At 45.6% G+C, this 22,772-nt stretch carries 17 protein-coding genes and 1 tRNA gene; 10 read left to right on the forward strand and 8 right to left on the reverse strand.

What is annotated here, in order from left to right; genetic code table 11:
* The first annotated feature begins 23 nt into the window (after positions 1–23).
* The 6 genes from QFZ51_RS15860 to QFZ51_RS15885 all read left to right on the forward strand — a co-directional run bounded on the left by QFZ51_RS15860 (position 24) and on the right by QFZ51_RS15885 (position 5,097).
* Positions 24–1,109, forward strand: coding sequence for a glycoside hydrolase family 43 protein (locus QFZ51_RS15860; RefSeq protein WP_429047084.1), 1,086 nt, complete (start codon positions 24–26; stop codon positions 1,107–1,109).
* An 18-nt stretch (positions 1,110–1,127) separates the two neighbouring features.
* Positions 1,128–2,243, forward strand: a complete 1,116-nt coding sequence (locus QFZ51_RS15865) for an endo-1,4-beta-xylanase (RefSeq protein ID WP_429047085.1) — start codon at positions 1,128–1,130, stop codon at positions 2,241–2,243.
* A gap of 387 nt (positions 2,244–2,630) precedes the next feature.
* Positions 2,631–3,488, forward strand: a complete 858-nt coding sequence (locus tag QFZ51_RS15870; protein WP_429047087.1) for a helix-turn-helix domain-containing protein — start codon at positions 2,631–2,633, stop codon at positions 3,486–3,488.
* A gap of 82 nt (positions 3,489–3,570) precedes the next feature.
* A complete protein-coding gene (locus QFZ51_RS15875) occupies positions 3,571–4,101 on the forward strand; it encodes a YbhB/YbcL family Raf kinase inhibitor-like protein (RefSeq protein WP_429047089.1) in 531 nt (176 codons plus the stop codon).
* Between the two features lie 32 nt (positions 4,102–4,133).
* Complete coding sequence (locus tag QFZ51_RS15880) at positions 4,134–4,631, forward strand: DinB family protein (RefSeq protein ID WP_429047090.1); 498 nt, start codon at positions 4,134–4,136, stop codon at positions 4,629–4,631.
* Between the two features lie 55 nt (positions 4,632–4,686).
* Positions 4,687–5,097, forward strand: coding sequence for a VOC family protein (locus QFZ51_RS15885; protein ID WP_429047092.1), 411 nt, complete (start codon positions 4,687–4,689; stop codon positions 5,095–5,097).
* Between the two features lie 118 nt (positions 5,098–5,215).
* On the opposite strand, the gene QFZ51_RS15890 is transcribed toward QFZ51_RS15885, so the two are convergent.
* From QFZ51_RS15890 to QFZ51_RS15910, 5 genes are all read right to left on the reverse strand, one after another.
* Positions 5,216–6,391, reverse strand: coding sequence for an IPT/TIG domain-containing protein (locus tag QFZ51_RS15890; RefSeq protein WP_429047094.1), 1,176 nt, complete (start codon positions 6,389–6,391; stop codon positions 5,216–5,218).
* 16 nt (positions 6,392–6,407) lie between these two features.
* Positions 6,408–7,148: a DUF4397 domain-containing protein gene (locus QFZ51_RS15895; RefSeq protein WP_429047095.1), complete on the reverse strand. Its 741-nt coding sequence runs from the start codon at positions 7,146–7,148 to the stop codon at positions 6,408–6,410.
* A 27-nt stretch (positions 7,149–7,175) separates the two neighbouring features.
* The gene (locus tag QFZ51_RS15900; RefSeq protein WP_429047096.1) at positions 7,176–8,888 is read right to left on the reverse strand and encodes a hypothetical protein; all 1,713 of its coding nucleotides are present in this window, start codon (positions 8,886–8,888) and stop codon (positions 7,176–7,178) included.
* A 20-nt stretch (positions 8,889–8,908) separates the two neighbouring features.
* A complete protein-coding gene (locus QFZ51_RS15905; RefSeq protein WP_429047098.1) occupies positions 8,909–12,100 on the reverse strand; it encodes a TonB-dependent receptor domain-containing protein in 3,192 nt (1,063 codons plus the stop codon).
* Positions 12,101–12,250: 150 nt separating this feature from the next.
* Positions 12,251–13,261: a FecR family protein gene (locus QFZ51_RS15910; protein WP_429047099.1), complete on the reverse strand. Its 1,011-nt coding sequence runs from the start codon at positions 13,259–13,261 to the stop codon at positions 12,251–12,253.
* A gap of 195 nt (positions 13,262–13,456) precedes the next feature.
* Between QFZ51_RS15910 and QFZ51_RS15915 the strand changes: the two genes are divergently transcribed.
* From QFZ51_RS15915 to QFZ51_RS15925, 3 genes are all read left to right on the forward strand, one after another.
* Positions 13,457–14,017: a sigma-70 family RNA polymerase sigma factor gene (locus tag QFZ51_RS15915; protein WP_429047101.1), complete on the forward strand. Its 561-nt coding sequence runs from the start codon at positions 13,457–13,459 to the stop codon at positions 14,015–14,017.
* A gap of 159 nt (positions 14,018–14,176) precedes the next feature.
* Positions 14,177–14,944, forward strand: coding sequence for an SDR family NAD(P)-dependent oxidoreductase (locus QFZ51_RS15920; protein ID WP_429047103.1), 768 nt, complete (start codon positions 14,177–14,179; stop codon positions 14,942–14,944).
* Positions 14,945–15,014: 70 nt separating this feature from the next.
* Entirely contained in the window at positions 15,015–15,917 is a 903-nt protein-coding gene (locus QFZ51_RS15925) for a helix-turn-helix domain-containing protein (RefSeq protein ID WP_429047105.1), read from the forward strand.
* Between the two features lie 61 nt (positions 15,918–15,978).
* Here QFZ51_RS15925 and QFZ51_RS15930 read toward each other — a convergent pair whose 3' ends face one another.
* Both QFZ51_RS15930 and QFZ51_RS15935 read right to left on the reverse strand, forming a co-directional pair.
* Positions 15,979–18,267: a molybdopterin cofactor-binding domain-containing protein gene (locus QFZ51_RS15930; RefSeq protein WP_429047107.1), complete on the reverse strand. Its 2,289-nt coding sequence runs from the start codon at positions 18,265–18,267 to the stop codon at positions 15,979–15,981.
* A gap of 29 nt (positions 18,268–18,296) precedes the next feature.
* Positions 18,297–18,752 carry a (2Fe-2S)-binding protein gene (locus QFZ51_RS15935; protein ID WP_370912998.1) on the reverse strand — a complete coding sequence of 152 codons (456 nt, stop codon included), beginning with the start codon at positions 18,750–18,752 and terminating at the stop codon, positions 18,297–18,299.
* A gap of 488 nt (positions 18,753–19,240) precedes the next feature.
* Here QFZ51_RS15935 and QFZ51_RS15940 point away from each other — a divergent pair.
* Positions 19,241–19,314: transfer RNA gene (locus QFZ51_RS15940), tRNA-Pro, on the forward strand.
* 326 nt (positions 19,315–19,640) lie between these two features.
* Here QFZ51_RS15940 and QFZ51_RS15945 read toward each other — a convergent pair.
* Positions 19,641–22,760, reverse strand: coding sequence for an efflux RND transporter permease subunit (locus QFZ51_RS15945; RefSeq protein ID WP_429047109.1), 3,120 nt, complete (start codon positions 22,758–22,760; stop codon positions 19,641–19,643).
* Between the last annotated feature and the right edge of the window lie 12 nt (positions 22,761–22,772).

The following is a 22,772-nucleotide window of genomic DNA, read 5'->3' on the forward strand; positions in this document are numbered from 1 at the left end:
TTTATTCACTTAAATCAAAGAAAATGTATTGTACACCGGGAAAAACATCGTTTAAGTACCTGTTGTCCGTGATAGTTATTTTTTACATGGTTGCCTGTAGTCCGCCACGTGCCGGACGTGCGATCACTGAAGGAACAACCGGAAAATATGCTTCCCAGCCACTGGTGTCTCATATCTATACTGCCGATCCATCGGCCCATTATTTTGATGGTAAAATATTTATCTATCCATCTCATGATACTGCAACAAGCACTACAGAGAATGATAATGGTGATCATTTCAGGATGGCCGACTATCGTATCCTTTCCATGGATTCCATTGGAGGAAAGGTAACAGACCATGGTGTTGCCTTGAAGGTAGAAGATGTATCGTGGGCTTCGCAGCAACTATGGGCGCCGGATGCAGCGTTTTCTCTGGGAACTTACTACCTGTATTTCCCCGCAAAGGATAAGCAGGGTTTATTTAAAATAGGGGTGGCTACTTCCCCGAAGCCGGAAGGTCCATTTACGGCAGAAAAGGAGCCGCTTAAAGGAACCTATAGCATTGATCCGACTGTATTCCGGGATGATGATGGCTCGTTTTATTTATACTTTGGAGGTATCTGGGGAGGGCAGTTGCAGAACTGGAACAACAACCGGTACGATTCTTCCGCAAAGCTGCGTAATAAAGATGAGACAGCGATTCTTCCGCGTGTGGCCAGGCTTTCGCCGGGAATGAAAAGCCTGGAAGGGGAGCCCGCAGAAATAAAAATAACAGACAGCAATGGTAACCTGTTCCTGGAAAAGGACAATGATAAACGTTTTTTTGAAGCCGCCTGGATGCATAAGTATAATGGGAAGTATTATCTCTCTTACTCAACAGGGGATACGCATAATATCGTGTATGCGATCGGGGATAATCCGTACGGACCGTTTAAATACCAGGGGGTGATACTGAAACCTGTTGATGGCTGGACCAATCATCACTCCATTATTCAGATTGGCGATAAATGGTATTTGTTTTACCACGATACGCAGCTGTCCGGTAAAACCCATTTGAGAAACGTGAAGGTAACTGAGATGAAGTATAATAGTGACGGCACTATCCAGCCTTTGAGTGCATTTAAATAAAATTGGAATAACCACTTCATGAACAATTTTCATATGAAATATACCAGCTTTGCTGCTATTACTTTGATCGTTATTTCGGTGAGCTTTTGTTGCTTCGCCTACCGTCCACAACCCGCTGCTGCTCCCGGAACGGGCGGGTTGAAGGATTACTACAAAAATTATTTTCCTATAGGCGTGGCTGTTTCCGCTCGTGCCCTGCGAACAGATGAAGCGGGATTACTTATCAGCCAGTTTAATAGTCTCACGCCCGAAAATGCCATGAAGATGAGCGTTATCCATCCCCGTGAGCAATGGTATAACTGGAAAGACGCCGACTCCATAGCGGCATTTGCCCGTAGAAACGGCATGAAGTTGCGGGGGCATACATTAGTCTGGCACCGGCAGGCGCCGGAGTGGATCTTTAAGGATGCCAGCGGACAGCAGGTGTCTAAAGAAGTATTGCTGCAGCGGTTAAAAGATCACATTACAACAGTAGTGAAAAGGTACAAAGGCGTGGTGTATGCCTGGGATGTTGCCAACGAAGTGATAAGTGATCAGCGGGATGAAATGTACCGGAATTCGCCCTGGTACCAGATCTGCGGTGAGGAATTTATTGAGAAGGCATTTCAGTGGGCCCATGAAGCCGATCCGGAGGCGTTGTTGTTTTACAATGATTATAATGAAATTAACCCCGTAAAGCGGAAAAAAATAATGCAACTGCTGACTGGCCTGATCGCCAAAGGCGTGCCGGTGCATGGTATTGGCCTGCAGGGCCACTGGGCCATCAATGAGCCCTCCAAAGAGCAGTTGGAAAAGACTTTTGAGGATTTTCTCACCCTGAACCTGAAACTACAGGTCACTGAACTCGACATCTCTGTTTACGCAAAGGAGCACGAAATGCGGGAAAGGCAACCGGGCGACAGCGCCTTTGCTTTTACTGCTGCCAGGGAACAGCGGCAGATCGAACAATTCCGTATGTGTTTTGATGTTTTCCGGAAGTATAGTAATGCTTTAACCGGTGTGACGTTCTGGAATATATCTGACAGATACAGCTGGCTTGATAACTTCCCTGTACGTGGCCGGAAAGACTATCCCCTTTTATTCGACAAGGATTTGCAACCAAAGAAGGCGTTTTGGTCTGTTGTCAGGTTCTGACAACGTAGTTTCCTTTGGGTTCCGGGAATATACCAGCAGTCGGTTATTTAGCCCGCCTGCGCCGTAGCCGTGCACTCGTCCCACCAGGCCGATAGCACGGCTACGGTGTCTTAGTACAGAAAAGCCTTACAGTTGATGTATTGAATACAGAATTAGCTTTACATTTTGGAGATTCTTTCAGCGAGCACTTTACAGTAGCAGAGCAATCTCATCCAGGATTCGCCGGGGAGATGTATTTTTGAGGTAGCCTTGGTTAAGGAACCAGGAAGTAAAAGGATGACGTGGAATGCTTACCTGGCCTAATATGCGGTGGTATAAAGCCATAGCCGGCACGCGGCTCTCAAATCAAAAAAATGTAAATTCGCATTGTTTTATATACACCGTTTTATGAAGCAATCTATATTACCTGCCGGTCATCCTACTGCCGGTTCACAAAATACGCTGGAGCAGGTGGCTGTTATGCTGTATAACCCGGACGTGGCAAATATTAATGGCAAAATTGAATTGCGGCAAAACTTATTCAGTTTCCTGCTGGAAGGCCAGAAGAGCGTTCAATACGCCGGATCACAGGTAACCATAAACCCGGATCAGTTCTTACTGCTTTCATCCGGCAATTGCCTCATGAGCGAGAAAATTGCAGCGCCTGGTGGTCGTTACAGGAGTATCCTGCTTTTTGCGGATAATAAAGTGCTGGCAGATTTCTTCCTCCGTCATCCCCAGACCCCGGCGCAAAGAAAACAGGAAGCACCTTTCCTGGTGTTTGAGAAAGATGCATTCCTGATAAACTTCATTGAGTCGCTGGGTTTTATTTTAGCTTCCGGTGTGCCTCCGTCCGCGGAATTGAGGAAAGTGAAACTGGAAGAATTGCTGCTGTATTTAAGTGAACACTATCCCGAGAAAATCCAGGGGCTCCGCAATTTCAACGATGAAACTGACAACGATTTGCTGATCCGCCAGGCTATCACGGCGAACATGTATAACACGGTGACCGTTGAAGAGCTGGCCTTTCTATGTCATATGAGCCTGTCCACCTTTAAGCGTCGCTTTGCCAGAATTTATGGTACTTCGCCCAATAAATGGCTGCTTGAAAAGAGAATGCAGAAAGCGGCTCAATTGCTTAAACAAGGCGAATGCAAAGTAAGCGAGATATATTTTGAACTTGGTTACGAGAACCTGTCGAGCTTCATTCAATCATTTAAACAAGTACACGGAATAACCCCCAAGCAATTCCAGCTGTCAAATTGAACGTTTAGCAACACTTTTTGAACGTTGCACTATCTGTTGCCAGCCCTCTTCCGGGCTACCTTTGAATAAAATTCATAAAGTTATGGCAACACTAGTAACAGCTACGGCACCCGGCGGCGGCGCCCTGACGCAGGCATTCACCCTGAAGAGCAACGAGCTTGGCGGTCAGTTAACCGGCAAACAGTATTTCAATGGCATGGGATTCTCCGGCGAAAACCAATCACCGCAGCTTTATTGGGAGAACGCCCCGAAAGAAACGCAGGGTTTCGCAGTAACCATGCATGACCTGGACGCTCCAACCGGCAGTGGCTTCTGGCATTGGGTAGTTTTCGATATCCCGGCCGATGTGCACGAACTCCTGCCGGATGCGGGAAATCCGGCAAAGGATTTACTTCCGGAAGGCGCCGTGCAAAGCAATACGGATATGGGAACTCCCGGCTACGCAGGGGCTGCGCCTCCTGATGGCCCTGCACATCGTTATGTGATCACGGTTTATGCCCTGGGCAAAAAACTGGAACTGGATAAAAGCGCTACCCCGGCGTTAGTAGGTTTCAATATACACTTCACTACCCTCGCTAAAGCCTCGCTGCTGGTATACGGACAAAAACAGTAAGCCGCATTGAGGTAAAGAGAAACATCAGGAAAATGGACAAAAAGTATTTTATAACGCTGGCAGACTACAACGTCTGGGCAGATAATATTGCTATGGGATGGCTCAATCAAATCGATGAGGAGCAATGGAACCTGCCTGTCATCAGCAGTTTCAGCAGCATTCAACAAACTGCCATTCATATTGCCAGTGCTGAAAAAATCTGGGTGGACTTCTGGAGAAAGGTTCCTGATCCGGTTTATTTATCAGCCGGGTTTAAAGGCACGAAGAATGATTTAATAGAAATTTGGAGAAAGGCATCCGCCGGCCTGAGAAATTTCATAGAAGAATATCCGGAAGAAAATTATCTGCAAAAAATTTCTTTTATAAAACCGAATGGCGAAGAAGACCAGATGGAGTTTGTGCAAACATTCCCTCACATCATTAACCATTCTACGTTTCACCGGGGACAGTTAGTAACCATGCTGCGCCAGGCCGGCTTCACAAAGCTGTCTTCAACCGACTTGTTTACCTTCTATCGTTTACACTGCTGACATAGGGTTGTCACACGGCCGGAATAGCTTTGTACTAAACAAAACGAAGTACAATATGAATTTATCTTCCATCCGTATTATTACTGCCGATATTAAACGCCTGGTGCAGTTTTATGAGAGCATCACCGGAGTGCCGTTTAAATGGTATACTGATGATTTTGCCGAACTGCGAACGCCTCTCGGGGCTCTGGCTATAGGAAGTACCCGCACGTTAGCTCTTTTTGGAGGAAATGAGGTGGCTACAGCTTCGAGTAACAGGTCGGTTATCATTGAGTTTGGTGTTGACGATGTTGATGACAAATACCAGCAGTTGGCCAGTTTGCTAGGCGAACAGGTGGTGCAGCAACCAACCACAATGCCGTGGGGGAACCGCTCACTGTTATTCAGGGATCCGGATGGCAACCTGATTAACTTCTTTACCCCGGTGACGCAGGAGGCAAAGAAAAGAAACGAAACAACAGTGTAGGGAAAGCCTTTGAACTGATGGTGATTTTCCTGGTTTTATTAAAAGGTGAAAGCTGCTCCCTGAGCGGCTTTCACCTTTTAAATTGGCACATTCAAACGATACTCACGGAAAACCGGGTCTAAAAATAGATAATTCCCAGTTCGCCGTCTGTTTCAAGAATGGTGGCATTACCTGCCTGGTGACTTCTGAGTATTTTAACGGGTGGATTTGTTTCCCCGTAGATGCCTGTCAGTTGCGCATATTTTTCGCCACCCTGTTCTATTATTGAAACGGAGTTTCCATACTCGTCACTGTAATCATCTCCATATACCATTTTCATGGTATAGGCAGTAGGGAAAAGATCGCCAGCGTGCAGGGTTTGCAGCTGGAGCTGGCGGCCTGGAATAATTGCTGTAATCAACAACGAGTTATAATTATAAGGTGTTGCCTTTATTTTATTCAAAAAGGTTTCCCGGCTGATATTATTCCTGAGATAACTGTCACTTGCCGGTAGAAAGATAGTGTAGGGCCGGTCGGTATGTGCTATATACAGCAGTACGGAATCGTAGATCCTTTTATGGACGTCGGCATAATTACCGCCAGCGAGCACGGGATAACCCCGTACGAGCGTATCCATATAAGAGAACGCAGGATCCAGGTGCAGCCAATCCTTTACGGTATTGACTGCATAGCTGGCCTGCCTGATAGGGAAAGGGACAGGAAAAGTATCTGAAGCGCCATCATAAGTATGCCATGATAAAGGTCCGGTATCTGCATTTGCAGGTAGTTTAACAAGAAAGGTATCACTGCCTCTCTTTGAAACGATTTTTAATGCTGCGTTTCCGATATAGAAGAAATTATCACTATCCTGCCTGCTGAAATTCTCCGTGTATAAAGCAACGGTATCTCCTGCAAACGCATAGCTGGGCCAGTAGCTTTTTATTAACGGGGTGGGGTTTACCGCTATTTCAGGACCATCTGCACTTTTAAATTGCTGATTATGGCTGATCGTTACCCGGATCCGGCCATTCAGCACTTTGGCCGGAATTATAATGGCGATGCTGTCTGCAGACCGGTTCAGTATAGCGCCGGGGCGCCCACCGATAAATACTTCCGTAAGCAGGCCATCCTGTATAAGCAGGTGGCCGTATATCGTTAGCCGGTCTCCGGTTTGTGCAAACGTTCTGCTGACTTTATTGATCACCGGTGTTTGTATAGCCAGGTCATCTGCCGAAGGCTGATCTTTCTTACAAGCAATCAGCAAAAACATTAGCACAATCCCGGGTATATGTTTAAGTAAAAAAGTTGTTTTCATTATTACGGTTGTAAGGTCAGAAATTGGTGATCGTAGAAAGGTTGATGGTTTTATTTACATTGCCATCTACCGGTTGGCGGTAGCCGCGGAGGATGACTGTATAGCATCTGCCTGCTTCCAGTGGTACCGATTTGCGGACCAGTGTTCTTTCTTCACCTGTAACATCATCCCTGTACATGATCCGGATGGCGGGCTTGGGACCGGGGGAAACGGTGGCATAGTTGCTCACACTACGGAAGGCAATGTTTTTGATCGCATCAACCGCGGTGGTATCAATCTTCATATATACTGCGCCCATATCAGGCGTCAGATGTACCAGCCTTATTTTTGCATGGTCAGGATCTGGCTGTACGTCGTCATGGGTATAGCGTATTTCATAAAACCCCAGGCTATCCAGCAGGTAAAGCGTATAATGTTGATGGTTTTCAAATTTCAGCAGGGTTTCCGAAATTTTATGCGCGTTGTCCGGCAGATTGGTGGTATCAGTAAACCCAATTTTGAAAACGCCGGTATCTGTGTAAGTGTATTTGGAAAAATTGAACGCGCCCACCAATCCATTGCCGTTATCATTATAGCTACGGGGGCCATAAGGTGTATTATTCACCAGCACCATACTATTGGCGCCATAGAAATCCGGTACACCATTGTATACCATCAGGTACGCAAGGGTGGGAGAAGCTGGTAATTCACTATCCTTCTTACAGGATATCAGTAACCACCCTGTTGCCAGGACCAGGAGAAGATATTTTTTTATCATTGTTTTTTGACTTTAAATGTGTGGTTATTATTTTCCAATGACTATTTTTACAATTCTCACATCTGCTCCACAGCACACATTGTCATAACCTACATACAGATCGCCGAATTGATCAAATACGATCCTGTTTGGCCTGGCGAGTATACAATTATTGCCGGGATGTGGATCCTGCATAAAAGCCCGCTGGGACTTATACTCCGGCGGAATAGGATTTTGCATGGGACCGCCTGCAATCACCGCGATCGTCTCCGCCCTGAGGTCCATTTTGTAAATAGTGGTGAACCCAAAAACAATATTCCCATCGAAATCGGTATCATAGGTAGTGATCGTATAAGGCAAACCTACTTCTTTGAAGGTGCCGGTCTCGTAATCACTGCGTTGTCCCTCCGGTAAGCCTACAATGGTGGAGGCCTCCCGGGTATCCAGGTTTATTTCTACAATGTTAGTGCCCCATCCGGCGCCATTACTGAGAACATAGAGTTTGCCATTGCCTGCCATTACCATGTTAGTAGCGTTATAGAAGCGTGCTTCATCACCAAATCCATCACTATGTTCCATGAGATTGGTGTACAATACAGGATGGTAGGTAACGCCATCTGCGTCTTCAAAATCAAATACTTCCCTGCTAACTTTACCCATTATCGTTTTAATAGAGCCATCGGGTTTAAGCACCCGGAGCAATGTTTCCATATCCAGAAAATAGAGATTTCCATTTTTATCAAAAGTAAGCCCGTTGGGAGAAGTGATCATCGCTGAATCTGCAGGACCATCCTCCAATCCACGGTAGTTCATTACTGTATTCGAGTAATAAGCATCTATACTGCGTTTGTTATTACCGGCAAGGATGGTTATTTTACCGGTGGCGGGGTCTAAACTCTGGATCAGCGAGTAATCGGCTGGTTTTTCGTCAGGCGTTGCAGGCGCTACTGTAAACAGGTTCTTAAAATATAATTTGCCGTCGGGCCCAGGTTTCATATCAACGGTATTGGCTGCACTGGGGCTAAAATCAGTTATTCCCAGTTTGAGTTTACTACCAGTGGTGGCAAAATAATCATCGCCTCCCCCTGCAATGGTGGTTACCATTCCGTTTTTGATCATCCGGATGCGTAGGGAGTTATCGCTCTGCTGAAAATCGATGAAGTAAAAGGTTTGGGTATTGCGATCATAGGTCAGCTGCTTCACTACGTTCACCACTGCCTGTCTGGAAGGACCGTCTTTCAGCTCAACAGGGAAAGTGTATTCGTATGCCCCGTCACTGTTTTTTAGGCTATCGGAATACGAGAAGAGGTAAGGTATTACTGTTACCTGGTTTGGAATAAGGATGTTCGGCCGTTTTACCACAAATGGAAGGGCGGGTTTTGCAAGTCCGTTCACGGAGAAGTAAATATTACCCGGACCAATGCGGGCCGCCTTGGGAACAGTGATATTAAAGGTGTCCATAGGTACCTGCACATGTTCTCCGATTGATGTTAAAAGCGTACTGTTGCCTTTACCGTGGGTGAGTACCTGGGCTTCCACGTCCGAAACGAATATTTTGACGACTGCTGCCGGATCTCCTATTTTGGCATATACCGTAATCGTTTCATCGATCTGTGCTTCCGTAATATTGACACCAGCCTTCACTACCTTAATAATGCCGGATTCGTTGTTTTGAAGATCCAGTTTTTCCCTGAATTTATTGCAGCAGCATAAGAGGAGCGGCAGCAGGAGCAGGTATACAGTGGGTGATTTTATTTGCATATGGGTACATATCATGACAATCAGAGAATAATGTTTAAAGCGAGTGAATAGTAAGGATGCTGGTAGTATCTGCGATATATAATGTCTGCCTGGTCAAAAGGGATTACCTGCCCAGGCTCAGGTGCAATACCTTTTAATTTATCAAAGTGATAGTTGTGTTTCCAGTCCTGGTAAAGCAGTACAGGTGTATTCAGCATATTCTGTACACCGGCGCCTATGCTCCACGTTTTATTGATGCGTTGCCTCCATGTCAGGTCCAGCTGATTCCTCGACTTCATCATGATGTCGGTATCCGCCCTTTTTCCCTGGTTGGCACCTACTGCATAGATGTAGTCGGCCGCACGGTTATAGGTAATGGAAATTTTTGTACCGAGGCCGGGGTTTTCGTAGTTGAGAGCAGCATTGATCAAATAGGGCGACTGGCCCTGCATGGGCCTGGACCTGGTGCCTTCATAGCCCACATACTGTGGCATGGAAGGCACATCTACATTGCTTTTGAACCAGGATCCATTCAGAACCACCGATAAATTCCGGAAGAAATTGCCTGAAACGAAATCCAGGTTCTTTCTTAGTTCGGCTTCTATGCCATAGACGTTAGCTTTGCCGGTATTCACATATACAAACTGGTCAAAACCTTCACTAAAGATCATCCTGAAACGTTCAATAGGCCGGTCGAGTTGTTTATAAAAGAAGCCTACATTTATCAGTTCATTACTACCGGCGCCACGGGGATACCATTCCAGTCGCAGTTCGGTGTTATGAATATTTACTGTTTTCAGATCCGGGTTACCGTTGTAGGTTTCCTGGTCCACGTAGTTAACATATTGCATAGGCGCGGCTTCCCTGAACTCGGGACGGTTTAGTGTTTTGCCATAACCGATGCGGATAATCAGGGAGCTGTCTGCCTTAAAAGATGCATTCACGGAGGGCAGAATGCTGGTGAGCGGCTGATCCACAATAAGCGGATACGCAGCGAGGCCATTTTCGTAGGATCCCAGGATACGGAAGTGATTGTCTTCAATCCTCACGCCGCCAAATATATTAAGACGCTCCTGTAACAGGTTAATATCGGTACTGATATAACCTGCTTTCAACGTATTGTCTGCATAGTATTGGTTATTGGGGGTTGTTTTTTCCAACCACCGGTAACCGGTTCCATCTGTGCGGAACATGGAGGGATCAAAATAATGTTGGAGGTATTTCTCTTCAATGAGCTGACCATTTCCCATTACCTCCCCGTTGTCGCCATCATATTTTGAACCCCGGATGGCCAGGTTGGGGTCGTAGAGGTTTACACCATTTACGATAATAAAGATCCGGTTGTTGAAATTCCTCATTCTTGACTGGTAATAAGCGCCTGCTTTAAACCCCCATACATCCGTAAGCCGGTAATTCAGGTCAGTGTTTGCCTGGTAGCTTTTTTCGGTAATGTCATTGAAAGAGCGGGATAGTGTATAGAAAGAAATCAATTCAGTGCTGAGGGCCCAGAGGCTTTCTCCGGTATTGGATAGCTGCCTGTTGAATGTATAGTCGCGGTTGTCTGGCTCCTGCTTATGGATAGTGGAATAGCCTGCATTTGCTTTCAGTTCATTTCTTTTATTTTTTCCAAAAAGGTATGTTCCGGCAAATTGGCCGGAGTACAGGGTGTTTTGTACATAGTAAAGATTGGTATGGCGGAATTCCTGACCCGGGTAATCATCCAGTTTGCGGTAATCTTCTACTGCAATACGCTGATTATTCACGTTGAGAAAATTATGAAGCGCTAGTGTCAGCCGGTCACTGACCTGCATTTCATTATCCTGTATTATGGAAATCCTGGCGGCATGAATACCTTGTGTGAGCTGCCCGTCATAGAATTTATATAGCGAACGTTGTTCTGAAAGCCTTTGTTCGTGGGTGTTTGAATAAGAAACGGCGCTAAGGTTTTTCAGGTATTTCCGTCCTGTTTTCCAGGCATCGTAGTAATTGAGATTCAGCCGCAGGTCCGGTAACGCCGTGTAGGTTTTATCCAGGACATAAATATTTTTGAACTGCTTTGAGTATCCGGCATTTTCTGCAGGGGTAAGATGATTGAAATTTGCGGCTCTTGGTATCCCGGAGGGGAGTTTGCGCGTACCATCATCAAAACCCAGGAAATCATATTTACCGCCTGCATAAGACCAGACATTATCGAATGTAGAACCGGAACGGTACTGCGTAGAAAGCTGAAGATCCACCTGCCGGGTCATCTGGCTTTTCTTGGTATATATTTTTACAAGTCCGCCTGAAAACTCTCCAGGCAGATCAGGAGAAGGAGATTTATACACCATAATACGGTCAATTGCGTTACTACTGATCACATCATAGGAGAATGAACGGCTGTCAGCATCATTGGCAGGGGCAATTGCATCATTGAGATAGGTAAGGTTATATCTTTTGTTTAACCCACGAACGATAACAAAATTATCTTCTGAAATATTTACACCGGGCACTCTTTTTACCACTTCAGCCGCGTCACGGTCAAGTGTTCTGGCTATTTGCTCGCTGGAAATGCCGGACACTACTGATTTGGCATTGTATAGTTCCCGGATCAGCTGTGCATCTGTGGTATTGGCCACCCGTTTCCGTTTAATAGCAGTTACCACTACGGTGTTGGCAGTAGTGGATTTCACCTGTAGCTTTACATCCACCGTATTATTTCCCGCTTCTATCCGGATCATCTGGTGGGTAGTAGCATAGCCCGTATAGGTAACCGTCAGGGCGTATTTACCGGCTTGTATACTATTGATGTTATAAAAACCTTTATCGTCACTGATGGTGATCTTGGCGGTTCCATCCAGTCGTAGTGTTGCACCGGGCAAGGGCTGCGCATTTTCGAAGTCAACAATTCTTCCTCTTAATATACCTTCTGCTGACGCTGTTTTTTTTTGAGGAACCGGGCTGACGGCAGCAACCTTTCTCACAGCAATATTTTTTCCGGCCACGGAAAATGCAAGACCATAATGTTCTTCCAGGTATTGTAATACTTTACCGAGATTCGTTTTGGTAAAGTGCACGTCGCGGACGGTGATGCTGTTTAATACCGCTCTGTCTACAGAGAAAGTATAGTCCGTTTGTTTTTGTATAGATTCGAGTAACGCGGATGCGCTGATGGCGGCGGATGAATACTCAACTTTAGCTGTAAGCCCGGAGAATTTTTCCTGTGCTTGTAGCGTATAAATGGTACAACACATCAGCAGGCATAAACACCCTCGCTTTAATTGTATAGGAAGGAACTTGAATAGCAAAAGAATTTCATTTGCCTTATAGTACATAGAAAGCATACATTAATTTATTTTAAGAATAGATTATAGCGGGGATATGGCCCCGCTATTGGCGTTGGTTTAAGGCATATTGTAAACGGTGATATCCTGGCCGTGCTGCTGCATATAACAGTTGGAGATGAAAAGTATATTATTTAAGATCTCGCTACTGCTTTCTTTCCGGAAGATGGCTGTTATCTTTTTATCTGACAGTGCGGATTGCGTTCCTTTTGCATAGTGTATAACCAGGTGATATCGTGCGGCTACTCTTTGTACCGCATCCGTGAGCGGCAGATCATTAAACACCAGTGAACCGCTCGTCCATTCTTGCGGATCACTGATTTTAATCTGTTGCCGTTTAAACGTATGGCTGCTTTTTTCGTAACCCATCACATCGCCCGGGTGAAGCCTTGTAGCCATATGATCAGCGCTGTCAGCAGATGCTACCGTAACCAGTCCGCTTACCAGCGACACTCTCACGGCTGCTTCATGCGGGTAGGCCTCAATATTAAAGGTGGTACCCAACACACGGGTAGCTAGCTTATCTGTATACACCACAAATGGCCGGGAGGCATTTTGCGCCACATCAAAAAAAGCTTCTCCATCCAGTTTGATACTGCGCTGCCCTTTGCCGGTAAATGGCGTATAGGATAATTTACTGCCTGGCGCCAGCCACACCTTACTATTGTCAGGTAATACGGCTAGTTCGGAATTGTTATGATCATTATAGATAGTGGTCCAGGTAATGGGTGCCGTATGGTTCCTGTTCGTAATAAGCCAATATGTAGTTCCTGTTATCATGAATACTACAGCAGCCGCTATGCGCAGCCAGCTTTTCCGCCATTTCTGCGAAGCACGTTCAATAGGAATAACCTGCTTCCTTCCATAAGTTTTCATTTCCAGTTGCATCAGCATACGCCGGGTAATGTCTTCCCCAATATTGCCGGCAGGCAGGTCATCCCATGATTGTTCCATAAGGGAAATGAATTCCTGATGGTCCCGTCCCGCCAGGTACTTAAGCACCTGTTGTTCTTCCTGTGGTGTGCATGTTCCGTCAAAGTATTTACTAAGCAAGGCTTTATCTATCATCATGAAGTGCATTTAAGATCTCCGCTAATAATAACACAGCACTGGCATACCAGAACCCTACCGCGAAAAGTGGAGTTAACATGGAGATAACATTGGTGAGTGGGCATGTGAATTAATCATTATCTTTTATAAGAGAAGCGGCAGAAGGTAAAACTTTTCCAACTTTGTAGCTCCCCGATAACGGGAAGTACCAGCAATATGGATATGCAATCACTTCACCTGGAGGAAAGGTTTAAGCGGATCTACCTGGACAATAAAGACCGCCTTTATCATTTTGTAAAACGATATACTAAAGATACCCTCGTGGTAGAAGACCTGGTGCAGGAGTGTTTTATTAAGGTATGGGATAACCTGCCCTCGCTGAAGGATGATGCGATGATCTATCCCTTGTTGCGCACCTATGTTTACCGTATAATAGTGAACCACAATCAGAAGGAAGCAAGGCGTTTGTTACGGGATATTGCCTTTAATGAGAAGCAACCGCTTTCTGTATCTTTCGAAGAAGACCTGATATTCAAAGATGGTTGGCGTAGTTTTCATGAAGTTATTAATTCCTTACCGGAGAAACGCCGTAAAATATTCCTCCTGAAACAACAACATGGCTATACTCACCAGGAAATTGCAGATCAGTTAAAGTTGAGTGTAAAAGCGATTGAAAAGCATCTAAACCTGGCCAACCAGGTACTTCGCAAGAAGTTTGTTGCGGATAAATTAGTGGTGGTATTGATATTATTGGGGATGCAGGCGGAGTTTATGTAGCGCCGGCAATTATGTGCAACTTATAGACATTGAATGAATAGTAGCTTCTCACCAGCGTTAAATACATTTCATTTCAGAGAAATGTATAAGTTTTACCGTTAAATGTTCAACTGCGTGACGAAAGGCTGATGGAACTTTGTGTTATAAAATTCAATGATTATGAACACAACAAATCAGCCATCAAAAATCGTCCTGGTGACCGGTGGCAGCCGGGGTATAGGGAAAAGCATTGCATTAAATGCGGCTAAACGTAATATCGGCGTCATCCTTACTTACAATAGCAATCCTGAACAAGGCCAGGCGGTAGCGGATACTATCAATGGTAATGGAGGAAAAGCTGTTGCTTTGCAGATGGATGCTGCTGAATTTAGCTCCATCAACGATTTCGTCGGCCAGGTTCAACAGGTACTTAAAAAAGAATGGAACCGGGAAGACTTCGACTACCTTGTAAATAATGCAGGGATCGCCCAGCGAACGCTCATTAAAGACACCACCCCGGAGATTTTCGACCAGCTCGTAAACGTAAATTTCAAAGGCGTATTTTTCCTGATGCAAAAGCTGATTCCCTTGATGAAGGAGGGCGGGCAGGTGATCAATATTTCATCTGGCCTTGCCCGCTTTGCTTTTCCCGGTGTTGCAGTGTATGGTGCGCTCAAAGCGGGATTAGAAGGACTGACCAGGTATTTTGCCAAAGAATATGCGGAAAGGAAAATTCGTTTTAACAGTGTGGCGCCCGGCGCCATTGACACGGAGTTTGGCGGAGGAAAAGGGGATGAAAGTCATCGTCAGCAGATTGCCGGTATGACTGCCATCGGTCGCCTTGGCGAGGCGGATGATGTTGGCGCTTTTGTTGCATCACTTCTTTCAGACGACAGCCGCTTTGTAAATGCCCAGCGAATTGAGGTTAGCGGCGGTATCTTTATCTGATTAACGACAGCGGCCATCTGTCAGATGGCCGCTGTCGTTAATGATATCTCTTTTTTTGTTAAATTACTTTATGACAACACCAACGAAGTATATCGACATCGGATCGATTTCGGAATTGCATGATTTTTTTCATTATGATAAGCCACTGCACCCGTTGATAAGCGTGGTGGATTTGTCTAAAGTGGACCGGTCGCACCGGAAGGCAGGGGCGGCCTACCGGTTGGATTTATATTCCATTGCCTGCAAGAAAATAGAGGGCTCCTTTAAATATGGGCGTACTTCTTACGATTTCTCCGAAGGCTCATTGATGTTCACAGCTCCCCAGCAGGTTTTATCGCCCGGCATAGAGAATAAGGTGGAAGGCTGGGCAATTTATATCCACCCTGATTTTTTGCACACCAGCAGGGGACAAAAGCTGACCGGCTATTCTTTTTTTGGGTATGATACCAACGAATGCCTGCATATTTCGGATGCTGAAAAAAGTGTGCTGGAAGATTGTCTGAAGAATATCAGCAGGGAGATCTCGATGAATCTGGATACTCATTCACACCATCTTATCCTGACTAATCTTGAATTGATGTTATCCTATTGCGCAAGGTTTTACGATCGCCAGTTTTTTACAAGAACAAAGGCAAGCAATGATATTATAGAGAAATTTGACAGGATTTTGAATGACTATTTCGCCCAGGATGCTCCAATAGCGTCCGGTGTACCGGATGTGAAATATTTCGCATCGCGTCTTCATCTCTCCGCCAATTATCTTTCGGATTTATTAAGCAAATATACCGGTAAGTCGACACAGGAGCACATTCATCTGAAGCTGATAGACAAGGCTAAATCCCTGTTGTGGGGCACCGACAACGCTATTGCAACAATAGCCTACGAGCTGGGATTTGAACACCCATCTCACTTTACAAAATTATTTAAAAGCAAAACCGGTTATTCACCGAGGGAATACCGGAACTTGAATTGAATGAACAAGGCCCGTTGCAAAGCGGGCCTTGTTCATTCAATTATTTAACTATTTGCATACATCAGGCGCTCAAATCAATAGGCAGGGTATAGATGCGTTTACCTATTGCGGCATAAATCGCATTACATAATGCGGGGGTGAAAGGCGGCACGGGAGGCTCGCCAATACCGGTTGGCTGGGCATCACTTTCTATGATGTGCACATGTATTTCTTTCGGTGACTCCGGCATCCGGATAATCTGGTAGCCGTCGAAATTGTTCTGTTCCACCTGCCCGTTTTTCAGGGTAATAGCACTCTTCAACGCAAAGCTGGCCGAAAATTGCGCACCTCCTTCAAACTGCGATTTGATCCTGTCGGTGTTTACGGCCGTACCACAATCGACCGCATAATGGACGCTTGGAATCGTGATTTTGTTATTCGCATCTACCTGTACTTCCACTACGCAGGCAACGTACGTTAAAAAACTCCGGTGCGCAGCAAAGCCAAGTGCGGAACCTTTGGGCATTGTTTTCCCCCATCCGGATTCCTTGGCAACCCGTTGGATAACGCCTTTCATCCGGCTGATTTCCCAGGGGTAATTGGCGATATCCTCTCCATAATTCGGATAAGTGGTTTTCACCAGTTCCTGGTTGAAGGTGATGTTACGGTCTTCTCCCAGAAGGTCAATGGCATTGGCAACAGCGTCCATTCCTCTTGCTTCCGCTACTTCGTCCAGCATGGTGGTAATCGCAAATGCCTGGGGAATGTTACGCACGGATCTCAGCCAGCCTATACGCATGTGTGACTTGGCATCATGCGTTTCTATTTGTATGGCAGGCGCGTTATACGGGAAGTCGGAAGCACCCAGCGCCAGCTCTCCGTCACTGGGTTGCACCACGGAAGTATCTTCTGTAGCCGAAATGGAGGGGTAGGCAATGTGGTGATTCCAGCCACTGAGCTTATTGTCGTGGTCAATGGTGGCAACAATGCGTTGTACGCTTAAAGCATGGTGGTAATCGTGATGGATGTCGTCTTCCCGGGTCCACTGTACTTTGATGGGAAGACCGGATTCTTTTGCGAGTATGGCTGCTTCCAGCATGAAATCGGGCTTGGACTTACGTCCGAAAGCGCCGCCCAGCAGGGTAACATTTATCTTTACCTTTTCTGCGGAAAATCCCAATGCTTCTGCAATGGCATCCCGCGCTCCCTGTGGGTTTTGCGTGCAGGCCCAAACTTCGCAGGTGCCATTTTTTACCACTGCGAGCGCGCAGGGCGGCTCCAGGGTGGCGTGGGCAAGGTGTGGCGCCACGTAGGTATGTTCAATCACTTTTTTAGCTCCCGATTTTGCGGCGTTAAAGTCGCCCCGCTTTCTGCGCACCGTTCCATTTTTCGCGACTTCCAGCTTTAATTCCTCGATCTGTTTGGCTGAATCATAGGTAGCATTAGGTCCCAGGTCCCATTGCACTTCCAGCAGATCGCGGGCTTTGATGGCTGCCCAGGTATTTTCAGCAATAACCGCCACACCACTCAGGGGTTTTGTTAAAGTAGCCGGAAGACCCGCGCCCTTAATGGCAATAACTTTGATCACCCCTGGTATGCTGCGGGCTTTTGTATCGTTAAACGACTTTACAGAACCGCCTACTACCGGGCACCTTTTTATAACCGCCACTTTCATGCCTTCTGTCACGGCATCTATTCCAAAAACGGCTTTGCCACTTACAATATCGTGCAGATCCACAATGGGAGTTGCTTTGCCAATCATATTAAAGCGGCTACGATCTTTCAGTTTCACATTGGCCGCAAGGGGAACCGGTAAAAGGTTGGCGGCGTCCACCAACTCGCCAAAACCCAGCTGCTTATTCGATTTTTTGTGAACCACCTGGCCGTTGGCCGTGTCGCATTCCTCTACGGGCACCTGCCATTTTTTTGCCGCCGCCTGCATGAGTAAAAGTTTGGCGATTGCTCCTGCCTCACGCATCGGCTTATAGAACATCCTTATGGAAAAGGAGCCATCTGTATTTTGATTGCCATATTTCTTTTCATCGCCTTCTGCCTGCACAATCTGAACCTTGCTCCAATCGGCTCCCAATTCATCTGCTATAACCAGTGGGAGGGAAGTCCGGATGCCCTGACCCATTTCAGAGCGGTGGGCAATGATGATCACTTCTCCGGCCGAAGTAATACGTAAATATACATTGGGAGCTAAAGTGGCAATCTTTTTTCCTTTTTCATTACAGCTAAAAATACTCACACCCAACACCAAACCTCCTGCGAGTAAACCACCTACTTTTAGAAAATCTCTTCTGGAAGCTCTGAAGATTTCCGATGCTACGGCATCGGTGTTCTTCTCAAATGGAGATATAACCTTCATGGATCTGTTCTTTTTGAATGACTGATTAATTAGACAGTAGCAGCACTTAGTATAGCTGCTTTAATCCTGTTGTAGGTGCCGCATCTGCAAAGATTGCCCTGCATCGCCTGTTCGACTTCCTGTTCGGACGGGTGCGGATTCTTTTTCAGCAAGGCTGCTGCATTCATGATTTGCCCGGTTTGACAGTAGCCGCATTGTGGCACGACCAGCTTTTCCCAGGCTTGCTGAACAGGATGATCCCCTTCTTCCGCCAACCCCTCAATGGTGGTAATCTTATCGGCGCCAACTGCAGAAACAGGATAACTGCAGGAGCGGATGGCCGTGTCATTGAGATGTACCGTGCAGGCGCCGCACAAGGCTTTGCCGCAACCGAACTTGGTTCCCTTTAAGCCAATGATATCCCGCAGCACCCATAACAATGGCATATCTTCTAACACATCCACTTCGTGTGTTTTGCCATTTACATGAATTGAATATTTAGCCATATTGCTTTATTTATTTAATCTTGATCTTGCATTGGAGGGTATATAGTACCTGGCAGGTAATGATCTGCACTTTAACATGAAAACAAAACTATTGATTAATATACTTAGGCAGTTAAGAAAAAGAAACGAATGATTATGATAATCAATCAATCGTCCTTCATCTGACAAGCAGTTATATCGATATTGAATATAATGAAAAAAGGCAACAATCTGTATTCTTACAACAAATAAGGCGGCGCGATATATCCGGAGTTTGAACAATAACAAAAATTGTCGCACAGGCATGACCGCCTGTCGTTGCCGGAGCTGAACTTTTGATCAATGGTAATACGGAAGAATCCCGGTGGGCGGAAAATGAGGGGTAGTCCGAAGCTTCGATGATTCCTTAGAAATGAATATTTTATAAAAAAAAGTATACCTAATATTTTGAAAAATAAAATAATTAAGTACTTTTGCACCCCATCGAATGGGGAATTTACCGGTTAAAACGGGACGTAGCGCAGCCCGGTAGCGCGCTTGCATGGGGTGCAAGAGGTCGCTGGTTCGAATCCAGTCGTCCCGACAAGCCTCAAAATCTTTATTAGTAAAGGTTTTGAGGCTTTTTTATTGCTGGTATTTTATACTTCCCTGCGTACGAGAAAGTAGCTGGAAAGCACAATACTTCACAAACAATTAAGCCCCGATAAATATCGGGGCCGTTTGTCTAACCTACAACTGATTACACTGTATGTGTTAGTGTTACCCATAAGTGTTCAGAAAGTATACATCTGCATTATGTTCAGGAGGAATATTGGCCAAACGCGGCCCATAATACCTTAGCAACCGGCACCTATCACGATTCAACTACAAAAATTAAGGTTGCCCGGAATGAGGCGGCTTTCTTGCTGCTTATGAAGTACCCTCGATGGAAGGCTGCTTACGATGACGGGAAAGGCGGACAAGTATACCATCCACAATCAGGTACATTGCGGGTACCACAAAGAGCGTGAGTATCATAGAACTTGTCAGCCCCCCAATGATTACCCAGGCCATTCCGTTTTTAATCTCAGCCGCGGCGCCTTTTGCCATTGCTATAGGTAACATGCCAAAAATCATCGCGAGCGTTGTCATTAAAATTGGGCGAAGCCTTTCCCTGCCTGCTTCTATCAGTGCTTCTACAGTTCCATGTCCCTCCTCTTTGAGTTTATTTGCAAAGTCGACAATGAGAATAGCATTTTTAGCGACTAACCCCAATAGCATAATCATCCCAATAATTGTAAAGATGTTTAATGTTTCCATAGTTAGCGCCAGTGCCAGTAATGCACCAACCAGTGCCACTGGTATCGAAAACAGCACTACAAATGGATACACCGCGTTTTCATAAAGCGCTACCATGATAAGATATACCAGTACGATTGCGGTGATAAGTGCCAGACCAAGGCTTCCAAAGGCATCTGCCTGATTCCTGGAATCTCCCAGGTACTCAATATTAACCCCTTCCGGCACCTTTATAGATTTTGTCTTAGCTTTGATTTCATCGGCTACAGTACCCGTTGGCCGCCCGGAAACGTTTGCCTGCACTGTAATAGACCCGAGCCGGTCAATACGCTGAAGAGTGGTTTCCCCCAGTGTTTCTTTAACATCCGCGAATTGCCGCAGCAGTATTGTCTGACCATTAGCGTTTACCACCGGCAGGTCCATTATATTGCTGATATCCGATTTGCTAAACTGATCCAGCCCTGTCCTGATATCATACTCGTTCCCATTTTGTTTGAACTGGTTCTTATCATCCCCGCTAAAAGCATTCTGTAACGCAACACCAACAGCACTCGCATTGAGTCCAAGGAGACTCATTTTTTCCCTATTGAGCCTGATGTCCACCTCGGGTTTCCTGTCCTTTACCGACAGCTTTACAAACTGCGCTCCGGGAACATCTGCGACCACCTTCATATACTCCTGGGCAACCTGTCGAACGGCGCTCAGATCAACACCTTTGATGGCTATCTGTATCGGCGCATTGCTTACATTTCCGGTTATTGAAGTGGAGGCGACTGTAAACTTCACACCCTCTATGATAGTACTTAGTTCTTGCTGTAGATACATTCCGAGTTCCTCAGAACTTTTACTTCTCCCGTTCTTATCGACCAGGCCAACCGTCAGTTCAGCCAGGTTAGCATTTGCAGATGCTCCAGCCACACTTCCACTCACAAATCCTATGCTGGAGAAGATCTTCTTCACCTCTGGTTGTTCCCGGATAATCTTTTCCGCCTGCTGAACCTTCATATTAGTCTTGTAAATACTTGCTGTTGGCTCCAGTTCCATATTCAGGATCAAATCACTTTGATCCGCTTTAGGAATAAACGCGGCGCCGATAAACCCCATCGGGACCAACGCAATTGATCCAAAAATCAGGCACATTACAAGTATCAGTAACCATCTCTTTTTTCTTAATACTGCTCTTAATAACCTGCCATATTCCTCTTTTATCATTTCGATAAAGTACTCGAACTTCAAATTAATCCTTCCCCAAATACTTTTTGCAGACAGCTGCTCCAGTTTACCAAACCTGCTTGCCAGCACAGGTGTGATGGTAAATGATACGAAGAGGCTCATTAGTGTTGAAAAAACAACGACGAGGGAAAATTCCCGTAAAATTGCTCCAATCATCCCGCCTGCTAATGCCAACGGCAGAAACACCACCACATCCACCAATGTGATAGATAAGGCTGTAAAACCAATCTCATTTCGTCCTTCCAGTGCAGCCTTCCGGCGATCCGCCCCCATCTCCATATGGCGGTAAATATTCTCCAGAACCACAATTGAATCATCCACAAGTATCCCCACCACCAAAGACATTGCCATTAGCGTCATTAAATTCAAGGAAAATCCCATCAGATACATGGCGATAAATGTAGGAATGATAGAAGATGGAAGAGCGATCAGTACAAATGACGCACTTCTTATACTATGGAGGAAAGCCAACATTACAATACCTACAATTATTACAGCCAAAAACAGATCGAACATAACTGCATTAGCTGCATGCAATGTATACACGCTCTGATCCGAGGAAACATTAAACAGCAGTTTCTGCCCCGAGTATTGTTTCTCTAGCTCACGAAAGCACTTCTTTACCCGATCACTTACTGCCACTGCATTTGCATCACTCTGCTTAATGATTTGGATACCAATTGATGGAATCCCATCTATGTGGTTGATGGCGGTAGGCTTTGCCGTCCCATCTGACACATCCGCAACATCTCCTAACTTTATGGTACCCTGAGTTGGGTGTTGTAAAATGATCAGATTACGAAGCTCCCCGATCGAATCCACATTTGCATCGTAGCGGATGGAAAGCTGTTTGTTTGTTGTTTCAATGCTCCCTGCAGGAAATGAAAGGTTCGCTTTACCGATCGCATTTGTCACCTGTCCAATGGAAAGCCCATAAGCCATAAGCCTATCCTGCATTACATTTACCTGAATCTCCCGTTTTTCTCCCCCGATAATGTTAACCTGCCCCACTCCGGGAACGTTCTGTAATATTGGGCGCAACTGGTTATCAACCAGCTCAAAAATTTTCCGCGGAGGCAGGTTCCCCGTAACGCCGGCCTTAATAACCGGTGTTTCATCCAGGTTAACTTTACTTATCCCCGGCTTTTCAGCATCAAGTGGTAACTGACTAATAATTTGATCGGCTTTTCGCTGAACATCACGTTCTGCTTTATCGATATCGGTTCCCGATCTGAAAGAAATTGTAATTATTGAAAGATTCTCCTGGGAAGTTGAACTAATTTGATCCAATCCCTCAACTGAGGAAACCGCATCTTCCAATTTTTTTGTAACATTGGTTTGAACTTCAGCAGCTGCAGCCCCTGGATAGATTGTGCTGACAGAAACCGTAGGAACATCAATTTTGGGCAGGAGATTGTAATTTAAACCCAGGTACGACTGGACACCAAACAGGATCAGTACAGTAAAGATCACAATCAGCAGTAGTGGCCGTTTTATGGCGATTTCAGTAATTGACATACATCTTATTCT

The organism is Chitinophaga sp. W3I9 (assembly GCF_050434025.1).
Taxonomy (GTDB): Bacteria; Bacteroidota; Bacteroidia; order Chitinophagales; family Chitinophagaceae; genus Chitinophaga.

Bases quoted from the DNA above. Each gene is read 5' to 3' on its own strand.
- QFZ51_RS15905 (WP_429047098.1), bottom strand. From the start codon at position 12,100: ATGTGTTGTACCATTTATACGCTACAAGCACAGGAAAAATTCTCCGGG.
- QFZ51_RS15945 (WP_429047109.1), bottom strand. From the start codon at position 22,760: ATGTCAATTACTGAAATCGCCATAAAACGGCCACTACTGCTGATTGTG.
- QFZ51_RS15930 (WP_429047107.1), bottom strand. From the start codon at position 18,267: ATGAAGGTTATATCTCCATTTGAGAAGAACACCGATGCCGTAGCATCG.
- QFZ51_RS15880 (WP_429047090.1), top strand. From the start codon at position 4,134: ATGGACAAAAAGTATTTTATAACGCTGGCAGACTACAACGTCTGGGCA.
- QFZ51_RS15895 (WP_429047095.1), bottom strand. From the start codon at position 7,148: ATGATAAAAAAATATCTTCTCCTGGTCCTGGCAACAGGGTGGTTACTG.
- QFZ51_RS15890 (WP_429047094.1), bottom strand. From the start codon at position 6,391: ATGAAAACAACTTTTTTACTTAAACATATACCCGGGATTGTGCTAATG.
- QFZ51_RS15870 (WP_429047087.1), top strand. From the start codon at position 2,631: ATGAAGCAATCTATATTACCTGCCGGTCATCCTACTGCCGGTTCACAA.
- QFZ51_RS15920 (WP_429047103.1), top strand. From the start codon at position 14,177: ATGAACACAACAAATCAGCCATCAAAAATCGTCCTGGTGACCGGTGGC.
- QFZ51_RS15915 (WP_429047101.1), top strand. From the start codon at position 13,457: ATGGATATGCAATCACTTCACCTGGAGGAAAGGTTTAAGCGGATCTAC.
- QFZ51_RS15925 (WP_429047105.1), top strand. From the start codon at position 15,015: ATGACAACACCAACGAAGTATATCGACATCGGATCGATTTCGGAATTG.
- QFZ51_RS15935 (WP_370912998.1), bottom strand. From the start codon at position 18,752: ATGGCTAAATATTCAATTCATGTAAATGGCAAAACACACGAAGTGGAT.
- QFZ51_RS15885 (WP_429047092.1), top strand. From the start codon at position 4,687: ATGAATTTATCTTCCATCCGTATTATTACTGCCGATATTAAACGCCTG.
- QFZ51_RS15910 (WP_429047099.1), bottom strand. From the start codon at position 13,261: ATGATGATAGATAAAGCCTTGCTTAGTAAATACTTTGACGGAACATGC.
- QFZ51_RS15900 (WP_429047096.1), bottom strand. From the start codon at position 8,888: ATGCAAATAAAATCACCCACTGTATACCTGCTCCTGCTGCCGCTCCTC.
- QFZ51_RS15865 (WP_429047085.1), top strand. From the start codon at position 1,128: ATGAACAATTTTCATATGAAATATACCAGCTTTGCTGCTATTACTTTG.
- QFZ51_RS15860 (WP_429047084.1), top strand. From the start codon at position 24: ATGTATTGTACACCGGGAAAAACATCGTTTAAGTACCTGTTGTCCGTG.
- QFZ51_RS15875 (WP_429047089.1), top strand. From the start codon at position 3,571: ATGGCAACACTAGTAACAGCTACGGCACCCGGCGGCGGCGCCCTGACG.